At 71.9% G+C, this 12,320-nt stretch carries 10 protein-coding genes; 1 reads left to right on the top strand and 9 read right to left on the bottom strand.

All coding sequences use genetic code 11. The features are described 5' to 3' along the window. Positions 1-45: 45 nt before the first annotated feature. Positions 46-1,068, bottom strand: coding sequence for a glycerophosphodiester phosphodiesterase family protein (locus IFT45_RS03150; RefSeq protein ID WP_371810863.1), 1,023 nt, complete (start codon positions 1,066-1,068; stop codon positions 46-48). A 275-nt stretch (positions 1,069-1,343) separates the two neighbouring features. Between IFT45_RS03150 and IFT45_RS03155 the strand changes: the two genes are divergently transcribed. Then, positions 1,344-2,177: a Bax inhibitor-1/YccA family protein gene (locus IFT45_RS03155; RefSeq protein WP_056057249.1), complete on the top strand. Its 834-nt coding sequence runs from the start codon at positions 1,344-1,346 to the stop codon at positions 2,175-2,177. Between the two features lie 521 nt (positions 2,178-2,698). On the opposite strand, the gene guaA is transcribed toward IFT45_RS03155, so the two are convergent. The 8 genes from guaA to IFT45_RS03195 all read right to left on the bottom strand — a co-directional run bounded on the left by guaA (position 2,699) and on the right by IFT45_RS03195 (position 12,291). Beyond that, the gene (gene guaA / locus IFT45_RS03160) at positions 2,699-4,285 is read right to left on the bottom strand and encodes a glutamine-hydrolyzing GMP synthase (RefSeq protein ID WP_185233834.1); all 1,587 of its coding nucleotides are present in this window, start codon (positions 4,283-4,285) and stop codon (positions 2,699-2,701) included. Next, positions 4,282-4,725 (bottom strand): DUF3817 domain-containing protein, encoded by a 444-nt coding sequence (locus IFT45_RS03165; protein WP_056057264.1) that lies wholly within the window; start codon positions 4,723-4,725, stop codon positions 4,282-4,284. Before IFT45_RS03165 ends, guaA begins: the two co-directional genes overlap by 4 nt. Positions 4,726-4,813: 88 nt before the next feature. Further along, positions 4,814-5,641 carry an SURF1 family protein gene (locus tag IFT45_RS03170; RefSeq protein WP_162240275.1) on the bottom strand — a complete coding sequence of 276 codons (828 nt, stop codon included), beginning with the start codon at positions 5,639-5,641 and terminating at the stop codon, positions 4,814-4,816. Positions 5,642-5,736: 95 nt separating this feature from the next. Continuing rightward, the gene (locus tag IFT45_RS03175) at positions 5,737-7,320 is read right to left on the bottom strand and encodes a cation:proton antiporter (RefSeq protein ID WP_185233838.1); all 1,584 of its coding nucleotides are present in this window, start codon (positions 7,318-7,320) and stop codon (positions 5,737-5,739) included. A 6-nt stretch (positions 7,321-7,326) separates the two neighbouring features. Further along, a complete protein-coding gene (locus tag IFT45_RS03180) occupies positions 7,327-7,857 on the bottom strand; it encodes a cation:proton antiporter regulatory subunit (RefSeq protein ID WP_056057274.1) in 531 nt (176 codons plus the stop codon). 223 nt (positions 7,858-8,080) lie between these two features. Further along, the gene (locus tag IFT45_RS03185) at positions 8,081-9,943 is read right to left on the bottom strand and encodes a glycerol-3-phosphate dehydrogenase/oxidase (RefSeq protein WP_082514601.1); all 1,863 of its coding nucleotides are present in this window, start codon (positions 9,941-9,943) and stop codon (positions 8,081-8,083) included. 113 nt (positions 9,944-10,056) lie between these two features. After that, positions 10,057-11,178, bottom strand: a complete 1,122-nt coding sequence (locus IFT45_RS03190; RefSeq protein ID WP_056057277.1) for a GuaB3 family IMP dehydrogenase-related protein — start codon at positions 11,176-11,178, stop codon at positions 10,057-10,059. Between the two features lie 249 nt (positions 11,179-11,427). Continuing rightward, entirely contained in the window at positions 11,428-12,291 is an 864-nt protein-coding gene (locus IFT45_RS03195) for a type IV toxin-antitoxin system AbiEi family antitoxin domain-containing protein (protein ID WP_192126632.1), read from the bottom strand. Between the last annotated feature and the right edge of the window lie 29 nt (positions 12,292-12,320).

Consider the following 12,320-nt stretch of genomic DNA (forward strand, 5'->3'; position numbering starts at 1 on the left):
TAGGCGGGGCCCCCGACACCGGGCAGGGGGCCGCCCAGCGCCTCCTCAGAGCCCGTCGCGCACCGCGATCGCGAGGTCCGGCTGGTCGGCGAAGACCCCGTCGACGCCGAGCTCCATCAGCGCCTGGAACTCCGACTCGTAGTCGCCCGTCGCGGCCTTCCCGCCGGCCTGGCGGTTCGCCTTCGCGAGGAAGTGGTTCTCGATGCGCAGCGTCCAGGTGAAGACCTCGAGGCCCGCCGCGTGTGAGCGGTCGACGACCCGCGACTCCGTCGTGCCGTCCGGGGCGACCAGGGTCGACTTGTCGAGCGAGACGCCGTGCAGCCCAGCCGCGGCGAAGCCCGCCAGCGAGGCCTCGTCGAGCTGGTCGACGTAGGGCGTCGCCGCCGAGCCGTCGCGGGCGACGAGGTCGGCCGCGGCACCCGCCTTCTCGAGCAGGTAGACCTGCCGGCCGCCGACCCCCCGCTCGCGCAGCTGGCCGAGCACCGTCTGCTCGAAGCTCTCGACGGTGAGGCGCGGGTCGTCCGTCCAGCCCGCGGCGGCGAGCTCGGCGGCGAGCAGCTCGTCGAGCGGCAGCCCGATCGAGGCGAACCACGTCGCGTGCTTGACCTCGGCCACGAGCCCGACCGGGCGGTCGGCCCCGTCGAGGATCGCGAGGAGGTCGCTGAGGCGCTGCACGCGCCCCTCCCCGTCGTGCGCGGCGCTGCCGGGCCGGAGCTGCGGCAGGCGTTCGCGCACCCGGAGGGTGGACAGCTCGGGCCAGGTGAAGTCCTCGGTGAACCAGCCCTCGACGACCCGGCCCTCGATCTCCTTGGTCGTGCGGCGGTCGGCGAACTCGGGCCGGTCGGCGACGTCGGTCGTTCCCGAGACCTCGTGCTCGTGCCGGAGCACGAGCACGCCGTCGCGCGTCGCGACGAGGTCGGGCTCGATCGCGTCCGCGCCGAGCTCGACGGCCAGGCGGTAGGCGGCCTCGCCGTGCTCGGGGCGGTAGCCGCTCGCGCCGCGGTGGGCGATCACGAGGGGCGTGGCGGCGCGCGGGGAGTCGGTGGTCGAGGAGGCGGGGGAGGTCACGTCGGCCACGCTAACCGCCCCCGCCCGGCCGACGCCCCCGTGGGCCCGACGAGCGCCCCCATCCGTGCAGACAGTGCACGTTCGCCCGTCGCGAATGTGGCTCTCATCAGGCAGATCCCCAGCCCGTGCCCGGCCGACACGCGTTAGCCTTTCCCCACGGCGACACGGGTGGACGAGAGCGAGCCCGCGCCGGGCCACGTGGCCCGGCGGCGACCCGGCAGCACCACTCCGGGTCACCACGTCACCGTCGACAACGCGATCAGAAGAGGAACCCCTTGGCATTCTCGAATCCCGGCTTCAGTCAGTCGCCGGCCTTCTCGGAGAAGGGCGGGCCCGTCATCCGCCAGCAGCAGGCCGACGCCCGCACCGTCGCCTACGACGGCATGACGGCCGAACAGCTGCAGGAGCTCTACACGAAGCCCGCGGCCGGCCCCGACCAGACCGACCGCATGACCTACGAAGACACGATCACGAAGACGCTGATCGCGTTCGCCGTGGTCGTCGTCGGCGCGGCCGTCGGCTGGTTCATCCCCGCCCTGGCCTTCGTGGGCGCGATCGCCGGCTTCGTGCTGGCCCTCGTCAACATCTTCAAGAAGAAGCCGTCGCCCGGCCTCGTGCTCGCCTACTCGGCCGCGCAGGGCCTGTTCGTCGGTGGCATCTCGAGCATCTTCGAGGCCCAGTGGGACGGCATCGTCACCCAGGCCCTGATCGGCACCGTCTCGGTCTTCGTCGTCACGCTGCTGCTCTTCAAGAGCGGCAAGGTGCGCGAGTCGGCCCGGGCCACCAAGGTCTTCATGATCGCGATGATCGGCTACGCCGTCTTCTCGCTGCTCAACGTGGGCCTGATGCTCTTCGGCGCCAACACCAACCCGTGGGGCCTCCGCGGCGCCGAGATCTTCGGCATCCCGCTCGGCTTCATCATCGGCATCCTCGTCGTCGTCATGGCGGCCTACTCGCTGGTGCTCGACTTCACGCAGGTGAAGACGGGCGTCGAGCGCGGCGCCCCCCGCATCTACGGCTGGTCGGCCGCCTTCGGCATCGTCATGACCGTGATCTGGCTCTACGTTGAGATCCTGCGCATGCTCGCGATCCTGCGGGGCAACGACTAGCCGACACGGCTGCACCACATCGAGCGGGGCTCGTTCCGAGAGGGGCGGGCCCCGCTCTTGTGTGCGGGGAGGAGCCGCCCGCGCCGTTCGTGGGCACGCGGCTGCGGTCGGGGCCGAGGCCGGGGACTGGCACCCAGTTCTCGCACGGGAACCCTGCCGCGGCGGGGTTCGTGTGCGAGAACGGGGTTCGGGATGGGACGGGGGTGGGCGGGACGGGTGCGACCCTGGAGTGCGTGAGCCTGGATGGCTGGGGCGGGCGTGGCCTATGCCGTCGTAGGTACCGGGTGGGGACGCTACCGGGTGGGCACCGGGGGCGGGGGCGCCCCCGGAATGACCGGGGCTGAACGCTTCGCGTTCAGAGCGGCCCGGCGGGGCTGAACGCTTCGCGTTCAGAGCGGCCCGGGGCGGGCGTGGCTGGCGTCGTCGTAGGTACCGGGTGGGGACGCTACTAGGTGGGCACCGGGGGCGGGGGCGCCCCCGGAATGACCGGGGCTGAACGCTTCGCGTTCAGACCGCCCCGGTCATTCCCACTCGATGGTTCCCGGGGGCTTGCTGGTGACGTCGAGCACTACTCGGTTGACGCCGTCGACCTCGTTCGTGATGCGGTTCGAGATCTTGGCGAGCACGTCGTAGGGCAGGCGCGTCCAGTCCGCCGTCATGGCGTCCTCGGACGAGACGGGGCGCAGCACGATCGGGTGACCGTACGTGCGGCCGTCGCCCTGAACGCCGACCGAGCGGACGTCGGCGAGGAGCACGACCGGGCACTGCCAGATCTCCTCGTCGAGGCCGGCCGCGGTGAGCTCGGCGCGGGCGATCGCGTCGGCCTTCCGCAGCAGCTCGAGTCGCTCGTGCGTGACCTCGCCGATGATGCGGATGCCGAGGCCGGGCCCGGGGAAGGGCTGACGGCCGACGATGACCTCGGGCAGGCCGAGCTCGCGGCCGATGGCGCGCACCTCGTCCTTGAAGAGGGTGCGCAGCGGCTCGACGAGCTCGAACTGCAGGTCCTCCGGCAGGCCGCCCACGTTGTGGTGGCTCTTGATGTTCGCCGTGCCCGTGCCGCCGCCGCTCTCGACCACGTCGGGGTAGAGCGTGCCCTGGACGAGGAACTTCACCGTCGCGTCGCCCTCGGCCGCAGCCTCGAGCACGAGCGCCTCGGCGGCGCCCTCGAAGCTGCGGATGAACTCGCGGCCGATGATCTTGCGCTTCTGCTCCGGGTCGGTCACGCCGGCCAGCGCGTCGAGGAACTGCTGCTCCGCGTCGACCGTCACGAGGCGGACGCCCGTCGAGGCGACGTAGTCCTCCTCCACCTGGCGACGCTCGTCGGCTCGCAGCAGGCCGTGGTCGACGAAGACGCAGACGAGCTGGTCGCCGACGGCCTCGTGCACGAGGGCGGCCGCGACGGCCGAGTCGACACCGCCGGAGAGGCCGCAGATGACGCGCGACGAGCCGACCTGCTCGCGGATGCGGGCCACCTGCTCGGCGATGACGTTGCCGCTGTTCCAGTCGGCGGGGATGCCGGCGGCGCGGTGGAGGAAGTTCTCGAGCACGGCCTGGCCGAACGACGAGTGCTTGACCTCGGGGTGCCACTGCACGCCGTAGAGCCTGCGGGCGTCGCTCGAGAAGGCGGCGACGGGGGTCGCGGCGCTCGAGGCGAGCACGTCGAAGCCCTCGGGGGCCTTCGAGACCGAGTCGCCGTGGCTCATCCACGTCGTCTGCGAGGTCGGCTGCCCCGAGAGCAGGGTGCTCTCACCGGCGGCGAGGGTCACGTCGGTGGCGCCGTACTCGCGCTGGCCCGTCTGCGCGACCTCGCCGCCGAGGGCCTTCGCCATCGCCTGGAAGCCGTAGCAGATGCCCAGCACGGGCACGTCGAGCTCGAGGATCGCCGGGTCGAGGGCGGGCGCGCCCTCTTCGTAGACGCTGGACGGGCCGCCGCTCAGCACGATGCCGACCGGGTTCTTGGCCGCGATCTCGGCGGCGGTGATCGTGTGCGGCACGATCTCGGAGTAGACGTTGGCCTCACGCACCCGTCGGGCGATCAGCTGCGCGTACTGCGCACCGAAATCGACGACGAGGACGGGGCTCTGCGCCGTCTCGGTGGCTTCTGTCACGCGGGGGCTCCCTGGGTCTTCGGGGTGGGCTCGGCGACCAGCTCCGCGTGCTCACGCAGGGCCAGCTTGGTCATGTGGCTCTCGACGAAGAACGAGAGGAAGGGCACGACACCGCCGAGCGCGATGATGATGAACCGCGAGAACGGCCAGCGCATCAGGCTCCAGAGGCGGAAGTCGGCGAAGAGGTAGACGACGTAGAGCCAACCGTGGGCGATCAGGATGGCCGTCGAGAGGTTGAAGCCCTCGGTGATGCTGTCTTTCGGGACGAGGAAGCCGCCCTGCCCGCCGAGCTGCATCTCGAGCTGCAGCGGCGTGTACTTGAACACCATCTCGAAGACGAGCAGCAGCAGCATCACGCCCGTGACGTAGGCGGAGATCTTGTAGAACTTCACGGCACCCGGGATCTTCGGGATGTCGCGTTGCCGGGGCTTCAAGGGCATGGGGTCGATCCTACTCGGGGCGGGACGGGGGTCGAGCGCCGCTGCGGCGGGCGACCCGGAGGTCGGGAGGGGAGACGGGAGGAGCGGGTCAGGCGGCGACGTCGGCCGCCAGCCGCGCCTCCTCCGCCTCGTCGATCTCGCGCTCGAACGCGTCACGGACGAGGCGGAACCAGAGGAAGACGGCGAAGCCGGCGAACACGACCCACTCGATCGCGTAGAAGACGTTCAGCCAGTTCAGCGACACGTCGTCGACCGGCGCCGGGGAGTAGATGGCGTCGAGGCCGCCCCATGGCTCGGAGGCCACGACGTAGCCGGCGTAGACGTCGCCGCTGAAGTCGGACCACTCGTTGACGAGCGCCGCGACCGAGACGACCGTCTCACGGCCGTCCTGGTAGGCGCCGTCGGAGGGCGCGTCGCTCGGCGAGTACCGGCCGACCAGCGACACGTCGGAGCCGACCGGCACGGCGGCCTCGGCCGCGACGGCCTGGTCTTCGGTGGGGGCCCAGCCGACCGCGACCGCCACGGAGGCGCCGTCGGAGTCGTCGACCAGGCGGCCGATCAGCCACCAGCCCCGGTCGCCGTCGTTGACGCGGTCGCTGACGACGCGGAAGTCGTCGGCGTCGAACTGGCCGGTGACGCTGACCATCTGACCCCCGACGCGGTCGAAGAACGGGGACTGCGGCTCGACGGTGTCGGAGAGCACCTTGACGGTCTCGGTCTCGGGGTTGACGACCTTGCCGCTCTCGATGCTGCGCTCGATCTGCCAGTGGCCCAGCCAGGCGAAGATGCCCGCGATGACGAGCGCGAGCGCGAGCATGGCGATCCAGCGCGGCCGACGGGCCACCTGCCACATGGAGTCGGGGAGGTCGGAGCCGTCGGGAGCGCTCGTGACGGGATGGACCTCGAGGCGACTCACGGGGGCCATCGTACCGTCGGCCCCCGACGGCCCCGCTGTGCGTCCGCTGCGCTCAGCCTGGCGCTCCGCGTCGAGCAGCGCCCCCCCGATGACGCTCAGTACTCGGGGTCGCGCTGCCGCGTCGCCCGCTGGTCGGACTGCTGCCCGGCCTGCTCGGCCCACATGGCCCGCTCGGCCGCGCTCATGCCGTCGACCTCCGAGTCGTCGTCGAGGTCGCCGTCAGGGTCGCCGTCGCCGCCGGCGGCGCCGGTCGGCGAGGTCGCCACGTCGAGCTCGTCCACGACCGGCCGTGCGTGGTCGAGCTCGTCGACCACCACGGTCCGTCGACGGCGGGGCACCGGCGGGTCGTCGAGGTCGGGGTCGTCGAACAGGCCGGAGTCGGGGTCCGGGTCGCGAGCGATCGTGTCGCCGGGCTCCTCGCCGGCGAGCGCCGCCTCCATCAGGGCGATCTCGTCGGCGTGACGCCCCTCGCGCTGCTGGCGTCGCGCCTCCGCCGCGGCCTTCTCGGCCCGGTGACGCGACCGGAACAGCACGGCGCCGATGCGCTCGGAGTTCGCGGCGAGCAGCGGGCCGATCACGGCCATGATCAGCACGTAGAGGCCCGCGAAGGGCTGCAGCAGCGGGTTCAGCCCGGCGCCCGCCGAGAGCGTCGCGAGGATGAGCGCGAACTCGCCGCGGTTCTGCAGGATGAACGAGGTGTTCAGCCCCGCCTGCGGCCCGAGCTTGTTGAGCCACGCGACGAACTGGCCCGCGACGAGGTTCAGGCCGATCGTGATGCCCACGGCCGCGGCCACCGGGCCGAGCACGCTCGGGAAGAGCGACGGGTCGAGCCCGAGGCCGAAGTTGAGGAAGAAGAAGGCGCCGAAGACGTCGCGCATCGGCAGGGCGAACTGCTCGACCCGGTTGCGGTACTTGGTCGCCCCGATGATCAGGCCGATGAGGAAGGCGCCGATCGCGTCGGTGACGCCGAGCACCTCGCCGAGGCCCGCGAAGAGCACGGCGAGCCCGAAGAAGAGCACGGTGAAGAGCTCGTCGTCGCGGGTGCGCATCAGCTTCGACACGACGCGGCCGCCCCACCGCGCGACGCTGAACATCACGACGAGGAAGACGAAGGCGATGCCGAGCTTGAGCACCACCGGCCCCGGGTCGGTCTCGCCGCTCAGCACGACGGAGACGATGGCGAGGTAGATCGCGATGAAGATGTCCTCGACGACGGTGACGCCGAGGATCATCGGCGTCTCGCGGTTCGCCAGGCGGTTCAGCTCGATGAGCAGCTTCGTGACGATCGCGCTCGACGACGTCGCGGTCATGCCCGCGACGATCAGGGCCTCGCGGGTGCCCCAGCCGAGCATGAAGCCGAAGGCCAGGCCGACGCCCATGTTGACGGCGATGTAGGTGCCGCCGGAGACGATCAGCCGGCCCGCGTTCGAGAAGAACTCGTCTTGATCGAACTCGAGGCCCAGGTTGAACAGCAGCAGGATCAGGCCGAAGATCGCGATCAGCTCGATGCTGTGCGCGTCGAAGCTGAGCGGGAACCAGCCCGTGTTCGTGCTCGCCAGCAGCCCGACGAGCATGTAGATCGGGATCGACGGCAGGCCGATCAGCTTGCCGAGCCGCCCGAGCACGTAGGCGAGCAGGAGGAGGATGCCGAGGACGATCAGCTCTTCACCCAGGTGCACCGGCGATCAGCTCCCGGGCGGCGAGTCGACCGGGGCGCGGTGCCCGAACGTGCCCGTGCGGTACCAGGAGAACGCCTTCGCGACCTTCTCCGGCGACCCGGCGACGACGAGCGTGTCGCCCGGGAACACCTTGAAGTCGCCCGACGGGGCGGGGTTCGCCGCGTCGCCGCGGACGACGGCCACGACCGTGAGTCCCACGACGCCCTTGGCGCCGAGGTCGCCGAGCGGCTGCCCGGCGATGTGGTCGTCGTAGTCGACGGTGAACCAGTCGATGCTGAGGCCGGGGATCTGGTCGAGCGCGGAGAGCGACTCGGTGATGCGCGTGCCGCCGAGCAGCTCGGCGAGGGTGTGCGCCTCGTCTTCGCTGAGGCGCAGGGAGACCTTCGTGACGTCGGCCCCGTCGGCGTCGTCGCTGAAGGTGATCAGGTCGCTGTGGCCCGAGCGGTGCGTGATGACGCCGCACTTGCCGCCGTCGTCGGTGATGAAGGTGTGCAGCACACCCACGCCGGGGAGCTTGACTCGACGCACGTCAACCATGGTTGGTCTCCAGGAGGATCGGGGGCAGTCGTCTCAGCCTAGCGGCGGGCTCCGTCGCGCTGGCCGGGCTGCTCATGGTGGGCACAACAGGGCCCCGGGCCCCGGTGTTCCCTCCTCGTGGCCGCGTTCTCGGCGGGCGGGCCTGCGGGAGGCGCGGTGCCCGCCCCACGGGCACCGCGCCTCCTGCAGCCTGGTCGCGTCGCGACCCCGCCTCGCCCTCGGCTCAGCCCTCGCGGCCTCCCGGCTCGCTGGCGCGCGCCGGCTCGTCGGCGGGCGTGCCGGCCGGCTCCGCCACCGTCTCGCCCGGCTTCGGCGCGCCGCCCTGGTCGGCGCCCGGCACCTTCATGTCGTCCTCGTCGAATCCGAACGTGATGTCGGGCGCCTCGAGCCGCACTCGGTCGGCCGAGGCGTCGTCGGGCTCGAGCTGGCTGGCCCGCTCGGCGGCGACGCGCTTGAGGTAGTTGCCGACTTCCTCCTCCGTCTCGGAGTCGGACCAGCCGTGCACCTCGGCCATGAGGCGGGCGGCCACGGGCGCGGCGGACTCGCCGCGGTCCCACGCCTCGATCGAGATGCGGGTACGACGGGCCAGGACGTCCTCGAGGTGCAGGGCGCTCTCGTGGCTGGCCGCGTAGACGACCTCCGCGGCGATGTAGTCGTCGGCGCCGGGCAGCGGTTCGGCGAGCTCGGGCCGCTCGCGGATGAGGTCGAGCAGCTCGTCGGTGAGCGTGCCGTAGCGGTTCAGCAGGTGCTCGATGCGGACCTTGTGCACGCCGAACGCCTTCGCGATCTTGCCGCGCTTGTTCCAGGCCGCGTGGTAGCCCTCGGCGCCGAGCAGCGGGATCTCCATCGTCGTGCTCTCGGGGATGCGACCGTCGAGGGCGGCGACGGCCTCGTCGATGGCGTCCTCCGCCATGACGCGGTAGGTCGTCCACTTGCCGCCGGCGACGACGACGAGGCCGGGCACGGTGTGCGCCACGATGTGCTCGCGCGACAGCTTCGAGGTCTGGTCGGACTCGCCGGCCAGCAGCGGCCGGAGCCCGGCGTAGACGCCCTCGACGTCGTCGCGCGTCAGCGGCACGGCCATGACGCGGTTGACGTGCTCGAGGATGTAGTCGATGTCGGCGGCCGTCGCGGCGGGGTGCGCCTTGTCGAGGTCCCAGTCGGTGTCGGTCGTGCCGACGAGCCAGTGACGGCCCCACGGGATGACGAACAGGACGCTCTTCTCGGTGCGGAAGATCATGCCCATGTCGGAGTGGATCCGGTCGCGGGGCACCACGAGGTGCACGCCCTTGGAGGCCCGCACCTTGAACTGGCCGCGCTCCCCCACCATCGCCTGCGTGTCGTCCGTCCAGACGCCGGTCGCGTTGACGACCTGCTTGGCGCGGATCTCGAAGTGCTCGCCGGTCTGGTAGTCGTGGGCCTTCACCCCGACGACGCGCTCGCCGACCTTCACGAAGCCCTCGACGCGCACGCGGCTGGCCGCGTGGGCGCCGTAGCTCGACGCGGTGCGGACGAGCGACGAGACGTAGCGCGCGTCGTCGACCTGGGCGTCGTAGTAGGTCAGGCCGCCGACGACGGCGTCCTTCGAGAGGCTCGGGATCGCGCGCAGCACCTGGGTCTTGCTGAGGTGCCGGTGGTGGGGCACCCCGGGCGGGCGACCGCCCGTCCAGCTGAAGATGTCGTAGAGGGCCATGCCGGCGCCGATGTAGAAGCGCTCGTAGACGGGCTTGCTCAGCGGGTAGAGGAAGCGCACGGGCTTGACGAGGTGCGGGGCGAGCCGCTGCAGCAGCAGGCCGCGCTCGATGAGCGCCTCGCGCACGAGGCGGAAGTTGAGCTGCTCGAGGTAGCGGATGCCGCCGTGCACGAGCTTCGACGACCGGCTCGACGTGCCGGAGCCCCAGTCTCGTGCCTCGACGATGCCCACGCTGAGGCCGCGGGTCACGGCGTCGAGGGCGGAGCCCGCCCCGACGATGCCACCCCCGATCACGAGGATGTCCAGCTCTTTCTCCTTGAGCGCCTCGATGGCGTCGGCCCGTTCCTCCGGACCGAGCTTCGAGGAGAGGGATGCGGACGCGGTCGTAGCCATGCGGGGCCTCCATCGTTGGATCGGCGCGGGCCTGAGCCCGCCTCATCGCCCATCCAACGCCCGTCAGCCTGACAACGGCGCGTGAGATCGCCCCGCTGGGGACGGATCGAGGTCTAGTGCGGCTGGTAGGGGGCCACGACGACCTCGCTGCGCTGGAACTCCTTGAGGTCGCTGTAGCCGGTCGTCGCCATCGCGCGACGCAGGGCGCCGACCAGGTTGGCCTGGCCGTCGACCGTGGAGGCCGGGCCGTAGAGGATCTTCTCGAGCGGGCCGACCTGGCCGACGTGCACGCGACGGCCGCGGGGCAGCTCGGGGTGGTGCGCCTCGGCGCCCCAGTGGTAGCCGCCGCCGGGCACGTCGGTGGCGCGCGCGAGGGCGGCACCGAGCATGACGGCGTCGGCGCCGCAGGCGACGGCCTTGACGATGTCGCCCGAGGTGCCGAGCCCGCCGTCGGCGATGACGTGCACGTAGCGCCCGCCCGACTCGTCGAGGTAGTCGCGGCGAGCGCCCGCGACGTCGGCGACCGCGGAGGCCATCGGAGCGTGGATGCCGAGGGAGGCGCGGGTCGTCGAGGCAGCGCCGCCCCCGAACCCGACGAGGACGCCGGCCGCGCCCGTGCGCATGAGGTGCAGCGCTGCCGTGTACGTGGAGGCGCCTCCCACGATCACGGGGACGTCCAGCTCGTAGATGAACTCCTTGAGGTTCAGGGGCTCGGTGCTCTTCGACACGTGCTCGGCCGAGACGGTCGTGCCGCGGATGAGGAAGAGGTCGACGCCGGCGTCGACGACGGTCTGGTAGAGCTCCTGCGTGCGCTGCGGGCTGAGCGAGCCAGCGACGGTGACGCCGGCGGCGCGGATCTCGGCGATGCGAGCGGTGACTAGCTCGGGCTTGATCGGCTCGGCGTAGATCTGCTGCATGCGGGCGACGGTCTCGTCCTCCGGCAGGTCGCGGATCTCGGCGAGGACGGACTCGGGGTCGTCGTACCTCGTCCAGACGCCCTCGAGGTCGAGCACGCCGAGGCCGCCGAGCTGGCCGATGCGGATGGCCGTCTCGGGGCTGACGACGGAGTCCATCGGCGCGGCGATGATCGGCGAGTCGAACTGGAACGCGTCGATCGACCAGCTCACCGACACGTCTCGGGGGTCGCGGGTGCGCCGGCTCGGGACGATCGCGATGTCGTCGAACGCATAGGCGCGGCGCGCGCGCTTGGAGACGCCGATCTCTACCTCAGTCACCGTGCCACCCTACCGGGTGCCGCCCCGCGCCGAGCCCGGCGGCCCGCGGCCCACCCCGGCGCCCGGCCCCGGCACGGCCCCGGCGTCCGTCGCCCGCACCCTCGGAGCACGGGCGAGTCCGACCCCGACGGTCTACGACGCTCGCCCCCGTTGGTCGTACTCGCCCGGAACGTGTCGGCGGGGGACGACGAGACCCGCCGAAGCCAACCTCGCGGCGAGCCGACCGAGGTCGAGGGCGTCGTCCCATCCTCATCGGGCGAAGCCGTTCACCTCAGGAAGGCGTCGCACGGCGTTCTCGCGGTCCTTCTCGTGGAGGAGCGCCTCCTTCGACGAGCGCCCCGCCACCATGCCCTCGTCGACGTACTTGTCGGTCCCGTCGGCTTCGCCGGCCACTCCCTCGCTCGCCCACCAGAAGTCGAGGGTGGCGACGTGGCGACCCTCCTCGCGGAGGACGTGCTGGAGGACCGGGTCGGGCAGCCCCAGGAGGCGGATGCCCACCCGGCTGACCGACTCGAGGGGCGACGCGGCGCGGGGATCGGCGAACTCCACGACCGCTCCGACCCGGCGAGCACCGCGGATCGTGCCTCGGGACTCGAAGTCCGCGAGGAGCTCGGCGAGCGTGACGACACGTCGACGCAGGGCATCGTCCGTCATCACGACGGCGCGGAGGAACGTCTCGGTGAGGCAGACGTCGACCAGCGTCGTGGCCACGGACGTCACGAGCACGCCCTGCACGACGTCGAGCCCTTCTCGGCCGACGGCCCGGGCGTGCTTGACGAAGCCGTGTTCACGGCGGCTTCCGCCCGCGGGCGGGACGAGGACGTGCACGGCGGCCCCGGGCGCTCCGACGACAGGGAGCCCGTGCAGCACGGCCGCGGAGAGATGGCTGACGACGACGTCCGACCGGCAGGCGGCCGCCGCCGCCACCGCGGTGGTCGCGTGGCGCTCCTCCACGCCCATCTCAGCCCAGACGGACGTCTCGACGTACGCCCCGCGGCGGACCCGCACCAGGGCTCCTCGGGCGTGGGACCGTCGGAGCATCGCCGGGTCGAGACCGAGCGAGGAGACGTCGCGACTGAGCAGGAGTCCGGGGCGGTGGACGGTGATGAGCATCCGCCCAGGATCGTCCGGGGCAGGCGGCG

The organism is Frigoribacterium sp. CFBP 13707 (assembly GCF_014842245.1).
Taxonomy (GTDB): Bacteria; Actinomycetota; Actinomycetes; order Actinomycetales; family Microbacteriaceae; genus Frigoribacterium; species Frigoribacterium endophyticum.

Bases quoted from the DNA above. Each gene is read 5' to 3' on its own strand.
- IFT45_RS03180 (WP_056057274.1), bottom strand. From the start codon at position 7,857: ATGGTTGACGTGCGTCGAGTCAAGCTCCCCGGCGTGGGTGTGCTGCAC.
- IFT45_RS03165 (WP_056057264.1), bottom strand. From the start codon at position 4,725: ATGCCCTTGAAGCCCCGGCAACGCGACATCCCGAAGATCCCGGGTGCC.
- IFT45_RS03195 (WP_192126632.1), bottom strand. From the start codon at position 12,291: ATGCTCATCACCGTCCACCGCCCCGGACTCCTGCTCAGTCGCGACGTC.
- IFT45_RS03185 (WP_082514601.1), bottom strand. From the start codon at position 9,943: ATGGCTACGACCGCGTCCGCATCCCTCTCCTCGAAGCTCGGTCCGGAG.